General features: G+C 68.5%; 16 protein-coding genes, 3 pseudogenes and 1 CRISPR repeat array. Of the genes and pseudogenes, 10 read left to right on the plus strand and 9 right to left on the minus strand.

Translation table 11 applies throughout. The features are described from left to right. Positions 1-409 precede the first annotated feature (409 nt). The 6 genes from ACWCQ6_RS30700 to ACWCQ6_RS30725 form a co-directional block, all read right to left on the minus strand. Positions 410-1,591, minus strand: a complete 1,182-nt coding sequence (locus ACWCQ6_RS30700) for a methyltransferase domain-containing protein (protein WP_451094744.1) — start codon at positions 1,589-1,591, stop codon at positions 410-412. Further along, entirely contained in the window at positions 1,588-2,553 is a 966-nt protein-coding gene (gene tgmB, locus ACWCQ6_RS30705) for an ATP-grasp ribosomal peptide maturase (RefSeq protein WP_451094746.1), read from the minus strand. The genes ACWCQ6_RS30700 and tgmB overlap by 4 nt, the downstream gene beginning before the upstream one ends. A gap of 4 nt (positions 2,554-2,557) precedes the next feature. After that, positions 2,558-2,857 (minus strand): putative ATP-grasp-modified RiPP, encoded by a 300-nt coding sequence (tgmA, locus tag ACWCQ6_RS30710; protein WP_451094748.1) that lies wholly within the window; start codon positions 2,855-2,857, stop codon positions 2,558-2,560. Positions 2,858-3,415: 558 nt separating this feature from the next. After that, positions 3,416-4,624 carry a helix-turn-helix domain-containing protein gene (locus ACWCQ6_RS30715; protein ID WP_451094750.1) on the minus strand — a complete coding sequence of 403 codons (1,209 nt, stop codon included), beginning with the start codon at positions 4,622-4,624 and terminating at the stop codon, positions 3,416-3,418. A 214-nt stretch (positions 4,625-4,838) separates the two neighbouring features. Further along, positions 4,839-6,452: a CRISPR direct-repeat array (repeat unit 29 nt; unit sequence GGGACCATCCCCGCGGGCGCGGGGAGCAG). A 1,161-nt stretch (positions 6,453-7,613) separates the two neighbouring features. Continuing rightward, positions 7,614-8,798 carry a helix-turn-helix domain-containing protein gene (locus ACWCQ6_RS30720; protein WP_451094752.1) on the minus strand — a complete coding sequence of 395 codons (1,185 nt, stop codon included), beginning with the start codon at positions 8,796-8,798 and terminating at the stop codon, positions 7,614-7,616. Positions 8,799-8,851: 53 nt separating this feature from the next. Continuing rightward, on the minus strand, positions 8,852-9,490 hold the full coding sequence (locus ACWCQ6_RS30725) for an HAD family hydrolase (RefSeq protein WP_451094770.1): 639 nt from the start codon (positions 9,488-9,490) through the stop codon (positions 8,852-8,854). An 819-nt stretch (positions 9,491-10,309) separates the two neighbouring features. Between ACWCQ6_RS30725 and ACWCQ6_RS30730 the strand changes: the two genes are divergently transcribed. The 5 genes from ACWCQ6_RS30730 (at position 10,310) to ACWCQ6_RS30750 (ending at position 16,316) form a co-directional block, all read left to right on the plus strand. After that, entirely contained in the window at positions 10,310-11,464 is a 1,155-nt protein-coding gene (locus ACWCQ6_RS30730) for a ParA family protein (protein ID WP_451094754.1), read from the plus strand. Continuing rightward, the gene (locus ACWCQ6_RS30735) at positions 11,461-12,750 is read left to right on the plus strand and encodes a ParB/RepB/Spo0J family partition protein (RefSeq protein WP_451094756.1); all 1,290 of its coding nucleotides are present in this window, start codon (positions 11,461-11,463) and stop codon (positions 12,748-12,750) included. The genes ACWCQ6_RS30730 and ACWCQ6_RS30735 overlap by 4 nt, the downstream gene beginning before the upstream one ends. A 171-nt stretch (positions 12,751-12,921) precedes the next feature. Beyond that, a complete protein-coding gene (locus ACWCQ6_RS30740) occupies positions 12,922-13,197 on the plus strand; it encodes a helix-turn-helix domain-containing protein (RefSeq protein WP_329815710.1) in 276 nt (91 codons plus the stop codon). A gap of 421 nt (positions 13,198-13,618) precedes the next feature. Next, positions 13,619-14,761 (plus strand): hypothetical protein, encoded by a 1,143-nt coding sequence (locus ACWCQ6_RS30745; protein WP_451094758.1) that lies wholly within the window; start codon positions 13,619-13,621, stop codon positions 14,759-14,761. Positions 14,762-14,930: 169 nt separating this feature from the next. Beyond that, positions 14,931-16,316 (plus strand): replicative DNA helicase, encoded by a 1,386-nt coding sequence (locus ACWCQ6_RS30750; RefSeq protein ID WP_451094760.1) that lies wholly within the window; start codon positions 14,931-14,933, stop codon positions 16,314-16,316. 123 nt (positions 16,317-16,439) lie between these two features. Here the strand turns inward: ACWCQ6_RS30750 and ACWCQ6_RS30755 are convergent, their stop codons facing one another. Then, positions 16,440-16,760, minus strand: a complete 321-nt coding sequence (locus ACWCQ6_RS30755) for a hypothetical protein (protein WP_451094762.1) — start codon at positions 16,758-16,760, stop codon at positions 16,440-16,442. Between the two features lie 431 nt (positions 16,761-17,191). After that, positions 17,192-17,758: a dihydrofolate reductase family protein gene (locus ACWCQ6_RS30760; protein WP_451094764.1), complete on the minus strand. Its 567-nt coding sequence runs from the start codon at positions 17,756-17,758 to the stop codon at positions 17,192-17,194. A gap of 552 nt (positions 17,759-18,310) precedes the next feature. Here ACWCQ6_RS30760 and ACWCQ6_RS30765 point away from each other — a divergent pair. The 4 genes and pseudogenes from ACWCQ6_RS30765 to ACWCQ6_RS30780 form a co-directional block, all read left to right on the plus strand. Then, positions 18,311-18,958: pseudogene (locus ACWCQ6_RS30765) on the plus strand (aldo/keto reductase); the annotation flags it as partial. 228 nt (positions 18,959-19,186) lie between these two features. Continuing rightward, positions 19,187-19,402, plus strand: a pseudogene (locus ACWCQ6_RS30770) (DDE-type integrase/transposase/recombinase); the annotation flags it as partial. Then, positions 19,381-19,566: pseudogene (locus ACWCQ6_RS30775) on the plus strand (alpha/beta hydrolase fold domain-containing protein); the annotation flags it as partial. The pseudogenes ACWCQ6_RS30770 and ACWCQ6_RS30775, both read left to right, overlap by 22 nt. A 245-nt stretch (positions 19,567-19,811) precedes the next feature. After that, complete coding sequence (locus ACWCQ6_RS30780) at positions 19,812-20,075, plus strand: hypothetical protein (RefSeq protein ID WP_451094772.1); 264 nt, start codon at positions 19,812-19,814, stop codon at positions 20,073-20,075. A gap of 197 nt (positions 20,076-20,272) precedes the next feature. On the opposite strand, the gene ACWCQ6_RS30785 is transcribed toward ACWCQ6_RS30780, so the two are convergent. Then, positions 20,273-20,395: a hypothetical protein gene (locus ACWCQ6_RS30785; protein WP_451094766.1), complete on the minus strand. Its 123-nt coding sequence runs from the start codon at positions 20,393-20,395 to the stop codon at positions 20,273-20,275. Positions 20,396-20,624: 229 nt separating this feature from the next. Here ACWCQ6_RS30785 and ACWCQ6_RS30790 point away from each other — a divergent pair. Next, a partial coding sequence (locus tag ACWCQ6_RS30790; protein WP_451094768.1) for a VOC family protein occupies positions 20,625-21,051 on the plus strand: 427 nt, incomplete at its 3' end.

A 21,051-nucleotide genomic window follows, 5' to 3' on the forward strand; every position in this document is an offset into this window, starting at 1 on the left:
TGGACCGGCGAATGCCCCACCTGCCACCGCGAGTTACCCGCCGCACGCCAACCAGGGCACACCAGACCACTCCAGACTTAACGAAGTACTACTAGTGGCTCCCTGGGACCATCCCCGCGGGCGCGGGGAGCAGGTTCAGTCCTGGGGTTTGCGGAGTACGGGGTGGGGACCATCCCCGCGGGCGCGGGGAGCAGATGCCCGTCTCAAGGGTCCGACCTCCACGGTACGGTTCCACCGACCACGCCGACTTCAGCTGCCTGGCCGTCCAGCGAAAGCGTTTCCGGGACCGCCCCCGCGGGCCCGGGAAACAGGCCCGCTCGTGGCTGGCCGGCGCGATGCAGCCACGAGCGGGAGATCGGTTGCCGCCGTTCGTGCGGGTACGGCGTCGGTCGTTGGGAGCGTTCGGCGGTCAGACGGGGATGACCCAACGGGTCCCATCGGGGATGTGCCAGACGTACGCGGTCCCGTCCGCCTCACGGGCGTAGCCGAACCTGTCGTGTGAGGGGCGGCCAGAGCCGTTCCACCAGCGCCATGCGTCCTCGACCCGGGTCCAGAGGCCGGGGTCGCCGCCGTAGGTGACCGTACTCACGGCGTCGCCGGCGAGAGGCAACCGGGCCCACGACCCGTCAGGTCCCTGGATCTGAAGAGCCATGGCTCCGGAGTCGTCGATGTGGTACACGATCTCTGCTCCGGGCAGGTAAAAGGCGAGGAGCAGGCGGAAGGGGTAGTGGCTGCGCACGTCTGCGGCGGTGACGGACGACGGCCACGCGCCCGTCTCGGCAGCGCGCTCGGGCCGTTGCGGCACTGCGTACGTACGGGCATCGCTGCGGGCCGCCATGAATCGGCCGGCGGTCGCGGTGAAGTGGCCGAGGGCCCGCCCCTGCTCGTCGACTTCCAGGCGGACGAGCCCGCCCTCGACACCGAGGGCGACATCGGCGACCAGGATCGTGCCGGGCCTGCTCTGCTCGATCCAGGCGGCCGGGACGGCCGGGACAGCACAGGTGGCGATGATCCTGTCGAACTTCTCCCCGGTGGGGTAGCCCCGGGTCCCGTCGCCGGGAACGAGCTGCGGCATGAAACCCGCAGACGACAGATGGTCCTGTGCGGCGTGGACGAGATCGGGATCGATGTCGACGGAGTACACGAGGTGTTCGCCGAGACGTGCGCTCAGCAGGGCGGCGTTGTAACCGGTGCCGGTGCCGATTTCGAGGACGCGGTCGCCGTCCTGGACGGCCAGGTCCTCGAGCATCCCGGCCATGAGGCTGGGCAGGGTGCTGGACGAGGTGGGGATGCCGGTCCATGCGGTGTCGTCGACCTGCTCGGCCGTGTCCGGGTCGAGGGCGGTCACGAGCGTCTGATCGCGGTAGACGGCGGACAGGCCGTCGGCCGTGGTCGCGCCGTGGTGCTCGCGCCATACGGTGATGCCCTTGTCGTTGGTCTCCTGGGCAAACCAGCGCGGTACGAACAAGTGCCGGGGCACGCCCCCGAACGCCTTGGCCCATGGGCCCGTTCGGATCGCGCCGACCGCGGCGAGCTCGTCGGCGAGAGCAGCCATGTGGGGGCGTGCTTGGTCGAGGGCCGGATCGCTCATGCGGGAACTCCCAGCAGTTCGTCGGCGATGGCCTTCGCGATGTCCAGGCCGGTGGCGTGCTCGATCCAGTCCCACTGGCCGCACGGGTTCGCCTCCAGGAACGTCCACTCGTCGTCCGGCCCGACGACGAAGTCCATCGCGGCGAACCGCAGACCGAGGGCCGACATGTAGCGGCGTACGCCTTCGGCGACGTCGTCGGGCGTGGTGGTGGTGCGGTAGGTGAGCGAGGCGTAGTCGCTGCGCCAGTCATTGTGTGCAGCGGCGACGCCGGCGTGGACCTCGGCGGCGAACAGGCGGTCTCCTGCGACGGTGAGGCGTACCTCGTGTGCCTTGTCCACCCATGCTTGGAAGAGGTGGGCGGTGGTGTCGATGCCGCGCAGGTCGTCGAGGTCGGCCTCGGTGACGCGGTGGGTGTACACGGTCTTGAGCTGGTCGCCCTCGACGAATACAGGGGTGGCGACCGGCTTGCAGATGACGGAGCCGCCGACGTCGCCGACGAACGCCCGGACGGCGTCCGGGGTGTTGGTGATGAGCGTCGGCGGGATGGTCAGGCCGGCCTGCCGTGCAGTGGCGAGTTGGAGCGGCTTGTACTCGGCGCGGGACATGGCGGCCGGATGGTTGACCCATCGGCAGTCGAGCGCGGTGATGATGCCGCCGAGGCCGGCACGAGCCTGGGCTGCGGCGAACCGGCGTTCGGGCTCCGACATGGCGGTGGGAAGGGCGAAGGGGTTCGGGGCGCGGTAGTAGACGGCGGAGATGTCGGCGAGGTCGACGGCGCGGTGGGCGGTGGTGAGTCCGCCGGCCCACCCTTGCCGGGCGTCGATGCGCCCGGCAAGGGTGAGTTCCTGCGGGAACTCGGCGGTGTCCATGCGGAACACCTCCGCGCCGCCGTCCGTGAGCGCCTTGACGACGCGGTCGGTCGGCCAGTCGTCGCGTGCTGCGATCACGAGAACGGTGGGCATGGGGTCAGTCCTTCGGGCCCTCGTCGAGCGGCGGCGGATTGTCGACGGACCCGTCCGGGATGGTGGGTGTGTGGGTCTGCATGAAGGGGAGCGGCCCGTCGTAGAGGCCGACGGACATCTGTAACTGGTTGTCGTAGACGGCCTGCGGTTTCACGATGGCCTGGGTGGCATCGGGGGTCCGGGCGAACCGGAGGACCCACGGGCGGGTGGGCGCGCTGCTCGGCGGCTCGTCGGTATGCAAGGTGCGCGTTCCTTCGGGCGCGAGCGGAAAGACTTCCCGCGGGTCCGCAATGGCGGTGATCATGTGCCGTTCCTCCTGTAGCGGGTTGGTCCTGCAATGTGGCGGGGTGTGCCCTTGCCGCACCGGTCGCACTCGCAGGATGGGTACGCGGATGTCCGGGGCAGATCCTTGAGCGGGACAACCTCGGTCTTCGGACGGACAATGCGTGTCCGTCCGTGCCGGTCTACCTCGTACACCTTGATCGTCATCCCCATTTGGACGATCCCCGATCGTCCCAGCAGCGACGGCAGCACCGAGGGAACCAATTGGCAGCCGTACCGTGCGCGTCAATGGGACGCGGCCCGAGGTCGTGTGCCATTCCGATGGCCAGCGCGACCGCGCACCAGACGCAATACGCGCCGCGCTGCTGCCCGTCGGACAGAGACTGAACGGGAGGTAAGTCGATGGTGGTCATGGGCACCCCTGGGCTGTGGAGTGGAGTGAATTACGGTGCCGGCTAATCCTGACGAGGCCGATGCCGCGGCACGGGGGTCACGCTATGAGAGCGCACGATCACACCCCAGGGGCAAAGTTCACCAACCGACAGCGGGCCTGCTCTGTAGGTAGGACGTTGCGTCCTACCTACAGAGCAGGGTCAACACCGAGTCGTGAAGCCAGACCGCGCAGAGTCGAGTTACGACGACGCTCCGCCTCCAGCATCTCCTGCACAGTCGCCGCCGCAAGGGTCTGGAAGCGGATCCACTCCGGCTGGTCGGCCTCGACCTCCAGGAGCAGCTCCAGGGCCCCCGGACTGTCGCCGGTCTGGTATCGGGCCTGCGCGACGTCGACCCGGTACGAAGCGGAGTGCACCGGTCGGCTGATCTCCGAGAGATCCACTTTCGCGGAGGCGGACAGCGCGGTGTCCGGCCGGCCTGTCGTCCCGGCGAGCGCCACGTTGACTCGCTGGGTCCGCACGTCGGTGACGGAGAACGCGCTGCCGTAGGCACGGACGGGCCCTGACTGGACAGCGGCCGACTCGGCCAGGGTCAACAGCTCCATGGCCTGGTCGTGGTTATCACTGCGGGCGGCCGGGGTTGCTGCGGCGATCAGCAGGTTGCCGTACACGGCCAGTTGATTCGCTGTCGCCCGTCGGCGCGCAGGTTCCAGTTGGTCCGCCTTCCGCTCAGCCACGGACTGCGCCTGCTCCCAGCGGCCCTGGCGCAGCAGTACCCAGGACAAGGTGGAGACACCCATGCCGTCGAGGAGCGGATCGGAGGCTCGGGCGGCGGCGGCAAGTTGCTTCTCGACGGCGGTGTACGCCCAGTCGGGATGCCCGGACTGGGTGGAGAGCGACGCGGCCAGCTGGTAGGCGAGGGCGAGTTGCGCCCATACCTGCTCGGTGTCGTACTGACGTGCGGTGGCCTGGCCGTCGCGGAGGAGTCCGGGCAGGACCGCGGCAAGACGGGAGTAGTCGCCAGCCCAGTAGCTGTTGGTCGCCGCCTGTACCTGGGCGGTCCACTCCGCTGGGCTGGGCGGGTCTTCGAGATTGTCGTCGCCGAGGACGCCCGGCAGCGAGCCAGGGTCTTGAATGGCGTCACGGAGGGCGATCAGGCCGCCGCCGTCGTCGGTGAGTTGCTGGGTCACGGTGGGCTGTCCTACGAGGCGTTCGAGTTGGACATCCAAGGCACGGGCGAGTCCGCGTAACGTGTTGATCCGCGCGGACTCCCGAACCCCCTGCTCCAGTTTGCGGATGGTGTCCACCGACACGGAGGCGCGTTGGGCGAGCTGCTCTTGGGTGATGTCCCGGAACTCGCGCAGTGCGCGGATGCGGTCTCCGATGGAAACGTTCATGTGAACCCCCGCCAGAAGGTGTGTCACCACCGTACTCCGGACGCACAGAACCGCCCCTGCTCGGCCGTAGCGGGGCAGGGGCCGCAGTGGTCATGAGCGGCGGCGGTACGGCGGCAGCCCGGAGGCAGTCGGGTCAGCTCGTCTTCCCACTCACGGGCCGCCCCCGCAGGCGCAGGAAGCAGTTCTCCAGGTAACGCAGCTGGACGGCGAGCATGGGGCCATCCCCGCGGGCGCGGGGAGCAGTCCTTGGCCGCCCCATCGGGAGGAGGCTGCAGGGACCATCCCCGCGGGCGCGGGGAGCAGATGCTCGGACGCCAGTACCTGGTCTCGTGCACGGGACCATCCCCGCCGGCGCGGGGAGCAGATCGCACAGATGATCGCCGACGCCGTCTCCCCGGGACCATCCCCGCGGGCGCGGGGAGCAGTTGTTGTTCGCGTCGTCGTCGCTGATCGTCACGGGACCATCCCCGCGGGCGCGGGGAGCAGCCGCACCGCCGGAGCTTCGAGAAGGGGAATAGGGGACCATCCCCGCGGGCGCGGGGAGCAGGCCTGGAAGAAGGTGAAGGTGACGTCGTAGCCGGGACCATCCCCGCGGGCGCGGGGAGCAGCCCCGACGACCGTCATCACCGCGGCCGTGGACGGGACCATCCCCGCGGGCGCGGGGAGCAGGAGATCAGGCCGCCGGACCACCAGTCCCAGACGGGACCATCCCCGCGGGCGCGGGGAGCAGTACGTCCAGGCCCGCGAGCTTATGGACCAGGCGGGACCATCCCCGCGGGCGCGGGGAGCAGAAGGAGTTCATCGGGCCGAAGGACTTCGGGCCGGGACCATCCCCGCGGGCGCGGGGAGCAGCCCCTCAAGTCCGGCGCTCAGAGCGGGAGCAAGGGACCATCCCCGCGGGCGCGGGGAGCAGGGGGAGGGGGGTCTGCGTGGCCTCTCGCGGCCGGGACCATCCCCGCGGGCGCGGGGAGCAGATCACCGCCGGGATCATCTCCCGCGCCAACGCGGGACCATCCCCGCGGGCGCGGGGAGCAGACATACGCGAGACCGGGGCCGGTGAGGAAGTGGGGACCATCCCCGCGGGCGCGGGGAGCAGCCACCCCCCGGCTGCTATCGGCCGAAGTTGAGGGGACCATCCCCGCGGGCGCGGGGAGCAGGCCCGATGCGGCGACCAGCAGTACCGCGACCTGGGACCATCCCCGCGGGCGCGGGGAGCAGATGGCCGTTCCGCTGAACAGGCCAAGGTTCTCGGGACCATCCCCGCGGGCGCGGTGAGCAGGTCAATACAGATCACTCCTGTATTGACAGGGGGGGACCATCCCCGCGGGCGCGGGGAGCAGCGAGAGTGCGACGGTGGAACCTGTCAAGACAGGGGACCATCCCCGCGGGCGCGGGGAGCAGAAGTCGACGCTGCTGGACGGCATCGTGGCCACGGGACCATCCCCGCGGGCGCGGGGAGCAGTCGACGGTCGCGGACTGGCGTTGGTCGAGGAGGGGACCATCCCCGCGGGCGCGGGGAGCAGTTCTCCACCGCGCCGACCAGGCCGTGGGAGAGGGGACCATCCCCGCGGGCGCGGGGAGCAGCGAAGCTCTTCCCGTACGGCCATCGCGCGGCGGGGACCATCCCCGCGGGCGCGGGGAGCAGCCCGGTCGTGGTCGGCACGGGCCGCACGACGCGGGACCATCCCCGCGGGCGCGGGGAGCAGCTGCCCTGCCAGCCTCTGCCACAGCAGATCCAGGGACCATCCCCGCGGGCGCGGGGAGCAGACGCCGAAGCACGCGGCCCGTACCGCCACCCGGGGACCATCCCCGCGGGCGCGGGGAGCAGACTCCCTGACCTGCTGTTCTTTTCTCAGCCGGGACGCTTTTGAACCACTTTCAAAGAATCCGACATCAAACCCAAAACCGACCTTTCACTACCAAGGCGCCACCACCAACAGAAGCACACGCCCCTCGGCACCACCGCCCAAGAGTAGCCACGAGTCACAGCCGCCCATCACTTCGCTCCTCTGGCACACCCCACCAGGTCCCCACACCCATAGACATCAGAACAACCCGCACCGCCTGAACACCGCCCAATTCGGCCGTGCAACTTCCGCCAACTGCCCCTACTTCGGCGATGCATCATCAGCGGCCCGCTCGCCGGCCTCGTGCGTAAGTAGTACCCGCCCGGACCCCTGCCACCGACGGCCTCAGGTACGGGCGAAGATCAGGACCGCCACTCGCGCGAATACGGTGTCGGCCTCGCTGAGACTGGCAGCGAGCACGGCCGTTTGTGCACGTGGATGGTGATACCTGGGCCACTCGCGCCCGGAACCTCATACTGCTCCGACTCCTCGGCCCTCATGGGCTGCTGACAGCGGTCACACATCATCGACGGGCTTCTCTCCAGGCACGCGTGAGGCGGGCCGCAGTCGGGCAGGGCAAGCGGCGGCAGGCCGCGCATGCGTAGGTGTGGCCCACCAGGGTGAGGTACTCCTCTTCACCACGAGGGCGGACGGGCTTCGTCAGGGTGACCATTGGTGTCCTTTCCAGCAGATTCGGCAACAGCGGGGGAACCAGTCGACTGAGACGCCGTGAGCATCAACCGGGCGGCGCCCGAGGTCGTGCGCAGCTCCGGTGGCCAGCGGGGTGCCGCACCAGACGCAGTGCGCACCGCGCTGCTGCGCATCGGACAGTGACGCCGGATCCGGCACAGTGGGCTCAGCAGCAGGCACGGTTGGCTCCCTGGGCGGCGACAGGAACACAGCCACAGGAAACGATCGGCCACTGTCGGGTCTGATCCGGTAGGACGACGAATCCAGCTGGCGCGAAACAGCGCGTAACAGCACCGCAATGCCAGCAGGCTTCGCCGTGGAGACGAGCAATACTCACCCGGCCCTCAACGAGCACAGGGGCAGTCATGAGGCCCTCCTCTACCTGTGTGGTGCGGACAGATAGAGCGTGGCTCCTGGGAAGAGGCGCAACTGCTACAAGATGTAGCAGTCCGTCAGACGGCGCCGATCCAGTGGGCGAAATGCGACAGGGACTCGACGTCGGCGCGGTGAAACCGTCGCAGACTACCGGCGACTTCACGTGCCCATGGGTGCTCGCGGGTGTGTTGCGGGGCTGCTGCGCGGGCCACCTTGAGGCTCTCGAACGCATCTGCATGAAGCCCGGCCCATTCCTGCGCACGGGCCAACTCGATGTAGAAGCCGCTACGGCGCTCGGCCGGCAGATCGGCGGGCGGCTTCCATTCGGTGGCTACGCGCAGGGCGCGGTCGACGTGGTCGCGGCCGAGACTGACGGCAACGGACACTTCGTGGATACGGACCGAATCCGGGCCGAACATCGTGCCCAGGTAGACGCCCTCGCATGCGACTTGATCGCCGAGTTGCCGGGCGTGCTTCAGGTGAATGTCGGCAGAGCCTACGTTCGCGTCGCGTCCAGCGATCACGGCTGCCCGCATGTGAAGGGTACCGCGGGCGGCGGCTGCAGAGCGGGACGACGGCGCGGGGGCAGCCTCGATCGCCTGCTCCAATGCGGCGAGGCCGACGGAGTGGGCGCGAGCTGCGAAGAAGACTTCGGTCCGTACGTACGCCGTGGCGGCTTGGACAAGAGGATCCGCAGCGCAGTCAGCCGCCCAGCGCATCAAGTCGATCAGCCTGGCGGACAGGTCTGGCTCGCCGTATTTGAATGCGATCGCGTCCGCTGTCCGAGCAGCAGCGGCCAGCATCCGGGCGGCGGCCTGCTGTTCGGCGCCACGTGCGGTGTGGGCGTACCGAATGGCGTCACGCAGAAGGCCGGGGATACCTGCCGCGATCCGGCCGTACTGGGCGGCGAGCCTCCAGTCCACGGCCGTGTTGATCGCATCCGCGAGCTCGTCCGGCGTACGAGTCGGAGGTCCCTGCGGAATGTCGTACCCGGCGATCACCGCAGACAGCTCCGGCAATGCGCGATGGACGCGGCGCTCGGTGCCGACGTACCCGGTGCGCAGCTGCGTGGCATCCACCTCAAGGGCGGCAGCGATCGCTTCGAGCACATCGTCGCTCGGCCGCCGCGCGCCACGCTCGACGGACCGGATGGTGGCGTAGGAGACGTGGGAGACGGTAGCGAGACCGGTCTGGGTGAGACGGCGGGCGCGGCGGCGTGCGGCGATACGTTCACCGACCTCGCGCGGGGAGTCGGCGGGCACGATCCGACCGTACTCGCACCGTCACTGCGCGGGTACGAATTCGGAATTGCCGGCTACTCGTTGACGATCGCGGGCAGGTCCATGAGCGAATCAACCACCCAGTCCGCTGTCTTCCGTACCTGCGGGTCGGCCGCCCACAAGTGCCCCCACGGCCCACGGCGAAGGTGCACGGTCCGCAAGCCGGCCCGCGCTGCCGGGAAGGTGTCGTTCATCGGGTGGTCACCGACATAGACGGTGCTCCGGGCCAGGGCCTGAGAAGCGTCGAGGACTCGGGCAAAGAAGTCGGGCGACGGCTTGGCGCAATCCCACTCCCCCGAGGTAGCGATGAAGTCCGCGGGCAGACCCAGATCCCGGAGCAGTTCCCCTGCACGAATCGTCTGGTTGCCCGCGATGACGACCTGTACGCCGAGCTCTCGCAGCGCCGTGAGTGCGGGACGCACGTCGTCGTACAGGTCGGTCTCGTCGAGTCGCTCGCCGTGGCCGGCGGCCTCGCGAGCGGCGTACTCGGCCGGGATATCAATGCCGGGGCGGAGAAGGCGAAGAGCTTCCGCGTTGTCGAGGCCCTGGGCGGTGACTGCGCCGACAAGTGCGGAGAGGGTGTGCCTGGGAACACCCAGCCAGTCGGCCCAGGAGGCCCAGTACCGGTCGTCGCGGACGAGGGTCTCACCGATGTCGAACACGATCGTCTCAATCACTCGGCGAGCCTACGAGCGGTAGCCAGGTGCGTAACACCGCAGGGTGGCCTCAACCAGCCAGCAATATCCGGCCGTGGCAAACAAACTGACAGATGAGCTGATCGAACTCGAACGCGCAGCATGGGCTGAGCAGCAGGAAACGACTGTCGATGGAAACCGCGGCCCCGGGTACAGGCGGCGATCACCGCCCACGCCGCGTCGCCCCGTAGGGCTTGGTGGTACAGCGACTGACCATCCCCGCAGGTGCGGGGAGCAGATACCTGACCCCGGCGAGGATCCCGCGCCCGAGGGGCCATCCCTACGGGCGCGGGGAGCAGTCCAGCAGGAAGATGTCCATCGTGGCGCGGAAGGGACCATCCCCGCGGGCGCGGGGAGCAGTGGACGACGAGGGTGCGGGCGAACCTGTCGAGGGGACCATCCCCGCGGGCGCGGGGAGCAGTGGACGTGCTGCCGGCCCCAGCCGCGCGAGGCGGGACCATCCCCGCGGGCGCGGGGGAGCAGACTTCCTGACCTGCCGTTCTTCCTTCAGCTGAGACGCTTTTGAAGCAGCTTCAGCGAATCCGACATCAAGCCCAAAATCGACCTTCCTCGCGGAAACGCCGCCACCGTCGACGGAAGCAGGCCCCCTCGGCTCCGCCACCCCAAGAGTAGTCACGAGTCGCAGCCGCCCACGGCGCCACTCTCGGACGCACCCCTTGGCGCCACGTCACTTCACTTCCCCTCCCCTCACCTCCCCTGCCCCCCTTCCACGCGACACGCCCCAACTCTCCTCCCCCAGATGCACAAAACGACCACTGAGGTGAGTAAAGTAACCCCATGACCGTCCCATACTCCCCTGACGACCGGGAAAAGGTAGTCGCCAAGCTGCCAGTGGCCCTCCGCCAAGAACTCAAGGTCAGAGCAGCCGAGTTCAGCGTCGACATCAAGGACGCCGTGACCGAAGGTGTTCAGGCCTGGCGTACGGATGCCTCCGAGCGAGCCCTCGTGGACACCACCGGAGGAACCTCGTTCGCCACCTATCTCCCCGCCGGTCTCTACGGGGAGTTCAAGGAGGACTGCAAGCAGCGGGGCATCCCCTTCAATCAAGGGATCGCGCAGTCGATCCGGCTCTGGCTCGACACGCACCCCTCCCCCCGCCGCCCGGCTCGCCGGACCGGAGCGCGCCGGATCATCTTCGGCAACCAGAAGGGCGGCGTGGGCAAGACGGCCACCTCTTCCGGGGTGGCCCAGGCTCTCGCCGAGGCCGGGAACCGCGTTCTGCTCATCGACTTCGACCCGCAGGGCCACCTCACCAAGCAGCTCGGCTACGAGCTCTTCGACATCGACGAGCCGAGCCTCGCCAAGTACATGCTCGGTGAGGCCAAGGACGAGCTGCGCAGCCTGCTCGTCCCGATAGAGGAGGGCGCTTTCGGAGGCCGGCTGTTCATGCTGCCTGCGTGCAAGGACGCCTTCCTCCTCGACGCGAAGCTCGCGACCAGCCGTTTCGTACGGGTGAAGGAGACGGCTCTGGAGAAGGCCCTGGAGCCGCTGGAGCAGAAGTTCGACTACATCGTGGTCGACTGCCCGCCGAGCCTCGGGTACTCCATGGACACCGCTCTGTACTACTGCCGCACGCGCGAGGGCGAGGAGCCGGGTACGTCCGGCATCTTCATCCCCGTGCTGGCCGAGGACTCCTCCGCGGATGCCTACGACATGCTCTACGACCAGATCCAGGACCTGAGCGCCGACATGGACGTCGAGATCTCGATGCTCGGCTTCATCGTCAACATGTACGACAGCCGCAAGGGCTACATCGCGACCTCCTCGCTCAACAGCTGGAAGGAGATCGGGGACCCGCCGGTCGTGGGGGTCATGCCCGAGCTCAAGGAACAGCGCGAGGCTGTGCGCGTCAAGCAGCCCCTGCTCAGTTATGCGCCGGACTGCGAGCAGTCCGAGGTCATGCGCACCGTCGCCCGGAGGATCACTTCATGAGCGTCGCCGACCGGCTCGGCACGGGTTCGTCCTTCGGCAGCGTGCCGCGCGGCCGCAGCGCCCGCGGCCGGGCCAAGGCCCTTGTCCAGGGAGACGTCCCGGCGTACGAGCTCCAGCGCCTGCGTCTTGCCGAGGTCTCGCCCACTCCGCTCAATCCCCGGCGCAATTTCGGTTCGGACGACGACCTGACGCGCTTCGGTGAGGAGCTGCGTACCGCGCAGCTCGCCGCCTGCGTGGCTGTGTCGCGGGATGCCTACCTGAGGCTCTGGCCCGAGCACGAGGACACGATCGGCAGCTGCGCCTTTGTGCTGGTCAACGGTGAGCGCCGCTACCGCAGCGCCCTGCATGTGGCGCTCGACGTGCTGGACTTCGTCGTACGCGACGACCTCGCGGCTTCCCGCGAGGAGTTCGTCGACCATCTCCTCAAGGAGAACCTGGAGCGCGAGGACTTCGATGTCGTCGAGCGGGCCCGCGGTGTGCTGGAGCTCGTCCGGGTGTGCAGCGAGGAGTCGGAGAAGGGCGCGCGGACACGTGCGGCCAAGCGCCTGGGGCGCGACCGTTCGTGGGTGACCAACCAGCTCGCTCTCCTAGAGCTGCCCGATGAACTGCAGACGATGCTCAGCAAGGGTTCGCTGCCCGAGCGTGACGGCAGGCTGCTCGCGCGCCGGCTGAAGGACGAGCCGGGGCTGGACGGGGCATCGCTGCTCTCCTACTTGAAGGACACCCGGGAGCAGGAGGCCCGGATCCGTGACGAGGAGAAGGCTCTGCTGCAGCAGGCCAGACAGCAGAAGCAGGTGCCCACTCCTCAGCCTCCCCAGGACGACGCGGGTACGGCGAGCGCCGCCACGCCTGACGCGGCACCGGCGGGAGGCACCGGCGGGCTGCCTGACGGTTTGTTGTCCGCGGACAACACGCTGCAGGAGGAATCGGTAGCGGCCGCGTCCGGCTCTGCCCTCTCTCCCCCGCCCCCGGGCGCGGCCTCCGTGTTGTCCGCGGACAACAAACTCGAGGCTCCCGGCAACGCCGGCCACTCCCCCACCCCGTCAACACGGCAGTCCGGAGATCACCCCGCCCACGCCACCGTGTTGTCCGCGGACAACACGCACGCGGACGACACCCACGCAGCCGCAGCGCAGGACGGGAGCCACGGTTCCGGGGACGGACAGAGCCGCCTCCTGGTCCGGCGACTCGGGACGTCGGCGAGGGAACAGGCCCGTACTCTTGCGGCCGGTCTGACACCGGACGAGCTCTCGCAGTTGCTCGGAGAGCTTCGCGCCTACGTATGACCTGCCTGGTGGGTGTGGCGCTGAGGGGTCTCGTACCGCCTGGCTCACACCCACCGGGGCCACGGGAAGTCACGGCGACACGCTGCCGATTGCCCTTCCTGCGCCCCGTTGAAACGCTACAGTCCTACCTATCGTTTCCTATCGCTTTCATGTTGACGGACGGGACTATCCATGACCGACATGCTGCAGGCGGTCGACGCACTGCTGAGGCGTCCGGCCGACCTTCCTCCGCCACATCTGCGCGCCAGTCTGCGCAAGGCGGACCAGCTCACGCAGGCTCAGGTCGCGGAGGTGCTGAATGTGACTCCTCTGGCAGTGCTGCGCTGGGAGAACGGTCAGTCGGAGCCGCGGGGGGAGCGCCGCAAGGCGTATGCCCGGCTGATGCGGGGGCTGGCCGAAAAGTATCCGACCGTAGCTCCTGACTTCGCCGCGTCGTTGGTCGACTAGCGCGCAACGCACCGGAAGGAAGACGAGACCCGTGCCTCAGCAGCCCCCGTAAACGCTGAAGCCGCCCCTGTCGCCACAACAGGAACGGCTTCCCAGCAGTACGACTCTCCAGGACCAATCCAAGACCCGAGTCGTAAGCAGCGCGGTGACCGCGCCGGGTGTTCCCCGTGGGCTGTGCCCCCGTGGTCACCTATCGGACAGAATAAGCGACTCGCCTCCCAGAAGCCATGAGGGCCCGGGATCAGAGTTCTGCGGAACTGGTCACAGCGCTTCTGCGACTCCCCCACATTCAGGGGAGAACCACCCTCATGTACGTGCACCGCCCGCACCACTTCCCGACCGCAGGACCTCTGCGTCAGGCCCAGTCCGGCCTCACGGCGCCTGCGTGTCCCGCTCGCCTTCTCGCCGCGGAGGTGGAGCTGTGAGCCCCGCACGGGCGCCCCAGGGCCCCAGGGAGACATGGGCTCGGGCCGTCGAGCCCGAGCCGTCGGTCACCATCACGGACGAGACCTTCTTCGGTCACGGCTGGCAGCCCATGACCATCGCGGTGCTCCAGGCCATCTGGTTCCTGCCCGCCGGTGAGGAATTCGGCGTCGACGAGCTCGTCGGCTGGTTCCGCGCTCTCGGGTGGAAGAGCGCCAACGGCCGGCCCCTGGGCGAGGACGCCGTACGCCGTGAGCTCGCCCTGATCCGCAAGGCCGGATACATCCGCGCCTACCGGCTGCGCGGCGAGGGCGGACAGATCGCGGGCATGCGCTACGAGATCTCCAAGCGGCCGAAACCCCCTCAGGAACAGATCGAGGTCGTACCTGCCGCTTCCACAAAACCGCAGGTCGCACCATGTGCCTCCAATGACTGGGTGTGGTCGAAGACCGGTGTGGACAAAACGGAAAACCGCAGGTCGCACCATGTGCCTCCAATCACCGGGTGTGGTGATTCACCAGACCTGGCTGACCAGGCAAAACCGCAGGTCGCACCATGTGCCTCCAATGGCGGTTTCCCCCCCGTACCCCCCCCGGAGGAGGTGGATACCTCCTCCCCCAGCCCCCTCACGCCTCTCCCGGAACTTGCTTCCGGCCGTGACGCCGCTGCGCGGGCGGCGGAGGAGGCGGCTGTGGCAGCCACGCCGGAACAGCTGGCCGCCGCGGTGGAGTTCCTTCAGGAACTCCCGGGGCCCTGGGCCGTGGGCAGAGTGACGGCTCAGCGCTACGCACCGCTGCTTGTCGAAAGCGCTACGGCCCAGGGCTGGGAGCTGGACGACTTCCTTGCTGCCGAACTGACGAAGAACCCGGGCGGGGCCCACAACCCCCAGGCGGCTCTGAAGACCCGGATCCGGGACCTCGTCCGGCGTCGGCGCACACGCGCGGTGCCTGCCCAGGCCGATCCGCCCGCCCACGCCTACGCCCAGTCCCCGGTGGCCGGGGTTCCCCCGTACTGCCGCCATTTCGACTGCGACGAGGTCAGCCGCCTGCGCAGCAGCACCGACTCCAACGGGCTGCTCCAGGTGAGCCCGTGCCCCGAATGCCACCCCAGCAGAGCCGGAAAGTCACACACGCCCGCCTGAGGGCCTGGGAGAGGCCCGGGCGGGAGATTGGTCATGACGACCCCTCAAAGCCCTCCAGGCGCCCTTCTGGAGGCTTGCAAGGGGTCAGTGATCGAATCCCTACCGCCACGCAATTGACCCAACCGGCCCACATGCACCCGTATGCCAGCATCCGACGGAGCCCGCGCACATGACAGCCGACCCCTTCCAAGACCCTTCCCACCGGGACGGAACCCCGTCGCCACAGGACGTTCCCCAACGGGGTCTTCCGCAGGACACCGCGGCCGAACAGGCCGTTCTCGGAGCCCTGATGCTGTCGGTGCGCGCGATCGAGGAAGTCGACGCGATCCTCGGTGACCCCGCGGACTTCTACCTGCCGCACCACGAGACCATCTACCGGGCAGTCCTGGACATGTACGCGGCGAGCAGCTCCACCCCGCGTATCGACCCGATCACGCTGGCCGCCGAACTCCAGCGCCGCGGCGACCTGGCCAGGGTCGGCGGACCGGCTTACCTGCATTCGCTGGTCAACACAGTGCCCACCACGGGCCATGCGGCGCACTACGCCGAGATCGTGCGTGAACGGGCGGCGCTGCGGCGGGTGATCGAGGCAGGAACGCGTATGGTGCAGCTCGCTCACGCCGGTACGGAGGAGGCTGGCCAGGTCGTCGAGGATGCGATGGCCGAGCTCCAGGCCGCGGCTGCGGGAACGTCAACTGCCGAACCGCTGCTGTCCGTTGCGGACCGCTGGGCCGGTTTCCTGGACCAGCTCGACGCGGGCGCCGACCCCGAGGCACTGGACACCCCGTGGGCCGATCTCAACGAGTACGTCGAACTGAAGCCCGGCCAACTCGTCACCGTGGGGGCCACCACGGCCGGAGGCAAGTCACTCTTCGGGATGAATCTCGCCGCTCACGTCGCCCTGCGAAGAGAACGTCCCGTGCTGGTCGCCAGCATGGAGATGGGGGGCGGCGAACTCATGGCCCGCCTCACCGCCGCCGAGGCCGGCGTCCCTCTGGACCGTCTCATCCGCCGCCGGACGACCGAGGACGACTGGAACCGGATAGCCCAGGTCGGCGACCGGCTCGCCAACGCACACAACTTCGTCCTCGACGACTCGGCGAACCTCACCCTGTCGAAGATCCGTGCCCGGATGCGCTGGATGGCATCCCGCGACCACGCCCCGGCCCTCGTGGTCGCCGACTACCTGCAGCTGCTGACACCGGAGGGGACGAGAGGCGGAAACCGGGCGCAGGAGGTTGCCGAGATCAGCCGCGGACTGAAACTGATCGCCATGGAATTCAGGACGCCGATCGTGGCCCTGGCCCAGTTCAACCGCGGCGCGGTAGGACGCAGACCGCTGGTGTCCGACTTCAAGGAGTCGTCCGCCATCGAGCAGGACTCCAACATCATCATCCTGCTCCACCGCGAACTTGCCGAGGACGGCACGGACACCGGCCCCAAGGCGGGAACGGTCGAGGCAATCGTCGCGAAGAACAGGAACGGCGCGAGCGGCCGCATCGTGGACCTGGCGTTCCAGGGGCACTTCGCGCGGCTGGCTTCGATGGCGCGCTGAGACGGTTTTGTTGTGGGATCTCAAATCCCGTGTCGGAATCTCACGGTCGATGTCGGATGGACATCGGATACGACATCGACCGTGAGACCGCCCATGTCCTGTCGCATTCAAGCAGGCGGATTCTCACTCGATCTCATTCGAGTTGGCAGATTCTTGCCGACCGGGTTCCGAGCGACGGAACCGTACGACGCCCTTGTCCAAGTCAACACCCAGTGGCGTCCCCTCTCCGACCCGGACATTCTTACGGAACCTCTCCTGCTCCATCGCCCGCTTCACCGCCTGCGCGGCTGGAGAGAACCCCTCTACCAGCGCGGAAGTACGCCCCTTCGTCTTGCGGTAGTAGATCCACCCACGGCGCTCTGCCCACAGCAAAGCGCGATCCACCAAAATCAGGCAGACGCCGGCGGCGACGCCGACTGCCACCACAATCACAGCGCTTCTCATACCGCTGAAACGTAGCAACCCTCTGCCGAGTTACTCCAGCAGCCGGTACGGCGGTACGATCAACGCAAATTCTGTCAAAGCCACGTTGTTCGAGAATACCTAGGGCCATCGCTCTCAAGCGATGTGGCAACCCGGCAGGTCAGCGGACCGCTATCTGTTAGATGCATTGCGACAGGACAGCCCGGGTCAGAGGACTGACGGCCCGAGCCGCTCCGCGTGGACCGTCGAGGATCCGACACGGCCGTGAGACTCCGGTGTCCGACACGGCGTGAGACTGCGGATGAAGCCGCAGGTCATGGCGGCGGGATCCGACACCAACGGCGAGAACCTACATTTGTAGGGTCTCGCGGCTGATGTCGTAATCTCACGGGCCGTGTTGTACCGATGTCGTATACGACATCACCGTGAGACTAGCGCGCGGGTGCTGCTGCTCAGCGCCTCGTCTCGTACCTGGTCAGGACCACGCCGCCGGGAAACGTCCGCGTCTCCACCAGGTTCAGGTTCACCCAGCTGTCCAGCGCGGTGAAGAACGGCGTGCCGCTGCCCACCAGGACCGGATGGGCGGCGATCGCGTACTCGTCGATCAGCCCGGCGCGCATGGCCGCCCCGGCGAGCGTTGCGCCGCCGATGTTCATTGGGCCGCCGTCCTCGGCCTTGAGCCGGGTGATCTCGGCGATCGCGTCGCCGGTGACCAGGCGGGTGTTCCAGTCGACCTTGTCGATCGTCGAGGAGAACACCACCTTCGGCGTGTCCCGCCAGTTCCGCGCGAACTCGATCTCCGCCGGGGTGGCGTTGGGTTGCTGGTCGCCGGTCGGCCAGTAGGAGCTCATCGTCTCCCACAGCTTGCGCCCGTACAGCGCCAGGCCACACGCCTGCTCGTGGTCGAGCCACCACTGGAACAGTTCGTGGCTCGGCGGTCCGCTCCAGCCGATGTCGTCGCCGGCCGCGGCGATGTAGCCGTCCAGGGTCAGGTTCATGCCGTAGATCAGCTTCCGCATGGCTCAGCCTTCCGTTCGTGGGTGTCCGGCGTATAGACCAGCGCGGCGAGGGAAACTCATCGGTGCTCGATCTGGGCTCGCCGGTAGCCCTCGTGCTCGGGGCTCAGCGTGGTGTACTCGGCCGACTTGGACAAGCCGCCTGATCTCGACCTCGCCCTCGCCCTCGCCCTCGCGAGGAAAAGCCACGGATTTGAGACTGATTATGGGTGACAAGGCCGTGAGACAGCCAAGAACGCCCAGGTCACGCAAGATCGACATGTCACGAGCGGCGAGACCCTACATTGTTGTCCGCGGACAACAACCACCGGCTGCGGGTAGCGCGGGTGAGTCACAGGGGCTCGAACTGTCTGGAGATCCCTGCGGGTGCGGGGAGCAGGCGGCAACCAGTTCGGCAACTCCGTCCTCCTCGGCCCCTACGATGATTGCTCTGCACTGCCATCCCTTGAAGCTTGAGCGGAAGAGACGAGACCGATATGCCCGTTTCATCGAACTCGGTGAAAGTGTGGGAAAACTGCGCACCCCGGCGATAAAGCCGCAGGTCGCGCAGTCTGCTCCCCGCGCCCGCGGGGATGGACCATCGCCACCAAGGTCGGCCCGGTCAGGGATGCCAGCGGTGAGTGGGCCACCCCGGCGCGGCCCGACCAGCTGCGCGGCCAGGTCGAGGAAAACCTGCGCCAACTCGGCCGCGACCACCTCGACCTGGTCAACCTCCGCCTCATGGGCCAGGACTCCATCAGCGACCACTTCGGGGCCCTCGCCGAACTGCGCGACGCGGGGCTCGTTCGCAACCTCGGCATCTCCGGCGCCCGCCCAGAACACCTGGACCAGGCCCTGGAGATCGCACCGGTGGTCTGCGTCCAGAACCGCTACGGCATCGACGCACCCGGCGGGGACGAGATGCTCCGAGCATGTGCGGAACGCGGAATCGCATTCGTGCCCTTCTTCTCCATCGCCGGGGAGGGACGCGAGGCCGGAGCCGTCCGGACCGAGCACGACCAGGTCCACGCTGTGGCCCGCGCGCACGACGTCTCACCTGCACAGGTCCGCCTGGCGTGGATCCTGCAGCAAGGCGCCCATGTGCTGGCCATCCCCGGGACGGGCAACCCGGAACACCTCGTCGACAACGTGGCAGCGGGCGCACTCCGACTGACGCAGGAAGAATTCCAGCTACTCGATGCGATCGGCCGCTCCGCATCCTGACGCCGGCCAGATCACCGGTACTTGAGCAAGCCCCAGAAACCGAACATGATCGAGGAGACGGCTCCTAGACCACCCGGCCACCTGCTCCCCGCGCCCGCGGGGATGGTCCCATGGTGGTCCGTACGGGCGGCGCCTTCACCCACTGCTCCCCGCGCCCGCGGGGATGGTCCCGCGGAGCCGAGCTGATCGGCCTCTTCGCCGGTCTGCTCCCCGCGCCCGCGGGGATGGTTGCCGGCGAAGGTCTACTCGTTCCACATGACGCTGTCATACTCGCGCGACCCGTTCTGCTGCTTCACCACCAGCCAGGACCTGCAGACGTTCTTCGAATGCCACCGCCGGGCGTTTGCCCACTTCGGCGGGGTGCCGATGACGATCGTCTACGACCGGACCAAGACCGTCGCCACGAGATCACCGACATCGGCATCTGGGACCGCTCCACGAACATCCTGGCCTGGCAGGCGATCCTGGGGGACCGTGCCGGAACCGACGACGTCTCCCCGTACTCGGCACCCTCCCGCGCGGAGGATCTCAGCGCGCTGCTGCCGACCTTCATCGCGGTCGGCGAACTCGACTGCTTCCGCGACGAGGACCTCGACTACGCCGCGCGCCTGCGCGCCCACGGGGTCCCGGTCGAACTGCACCTCTATCCGGGCGCTTGCCACGCCTTCGACCTGTTCGCCCCCGAGTCGCAGTTCGCGGCCACCTCCAGCGGAGTGCGCTGCGCGGTGAACGGGCGGCCGGCGCCGAGCGGTTCGGCGGGATCGCCGGCTGGGAGACGGCCGGCGGGTGGATCCGGGCATCGCACAGGCGGTGGAAAGGCAGACCGCCGCACTGCGGGAGCTGTCCCGCATGCGTGCCCCGTGCTTGCAGAGATGCGCCGGCCCCGATCGAGGCGCTCCGTGCGCAGCGGTGCCGCCAGGCCGCCATCACCGAGGCATACGCGCTGCGCCGGGCCCGATTCGCCACCGAGGAGGAACTCAACTCGATCATCCAGGGCTTGCAGGGCAACGGGTTGGCGGAGGAGATCACCGAAGCCACCTTCGAGCGCGCTGCCGTGAAGCGCTGGCTGACCTCGCAAGGTCACGACATCAATGAGGACGAGGTCCAACCGCAGTGACCACGGAACCGCAGTCGGGGTGACCGCCCGTCATCCGACGGAGTGGATACCGCCGGGTTCGAACAGTCCGGGGACGACCCTGAGGCTGTGCCCGCCGCCGACTCGAGGAGCGCGCTGGGAACCCGGCGCTGATGAACACGCAGGAGCTGCCCGCCCCAAAGCCGGCTCCCGGGGCGGCGAAGGGGATGGCAGCAGTCTCAGGCGGTGTCCTGTGAGGTGCTGGCGGTGGTGCTGCGCTGCTCGTCCCACTCCTGGATCGCTGCGCGCAGCATGGCGGCGATCTCGGGGCAGGTGTTCTTACGGGTGGCGACGCTGCGCAAGTATGCCTCGGCTCCTTGGATCAGTCCTGAGCGCGGGCTGTGAGTACCCTGGCTCGGCGGGTGCCGGGCGGCGAGATGTGGCTCCAGGCGTCGATGCAACGGACGGGGATGTCGGTGGGGAAGTGGCCGTCGACGTAGGAGCCGTCGCGGTTGGTGCAGCTCCAGGACCCCGCACGGAGCGCAGGAATCAGGATCCGGAGCCCGTAAGACACCCCTGTGGAGGTGGGCCGTGTTCAGCACCATTCGTACCGTGATGACCTTCGCTGTGGACCCCGAGGCGTCGGCCCGGTGGTGGGGCGAGCTCTTGGACGTGCCCGTGAAGATGGACGTCAGCGACACCGGCGCGGTCTACGCCTGGGTGGAGATCGGCGGGGTCGAGGTCGGCTTCCACCCCGTGGACGACGAGCGCAACCCGAGGGGCGGCAGCCCGGTCGTGTACTGGGGTGTGGACGACGTCGACCGGGTCCGGGAACGGCTGCTGGCGGCCGGCTGCGAGCACCACCGAGGCCCGCTGACGATCGAGCCCGGCCGGCGCATCGCCCAGCTGCGCGACCCGTTCGGCACCGCGCCGCAGCTACGCCAGGAGCAGTCCGACGACTCGCTGCGTGCGCGGGCCGCAGACGTGGGGCGGCCGTTCGACGTCGGCGCCGCCCTAG

This window comes from Streptomyces sp. NPDC001880 (genome assembly GCF_053594575.1).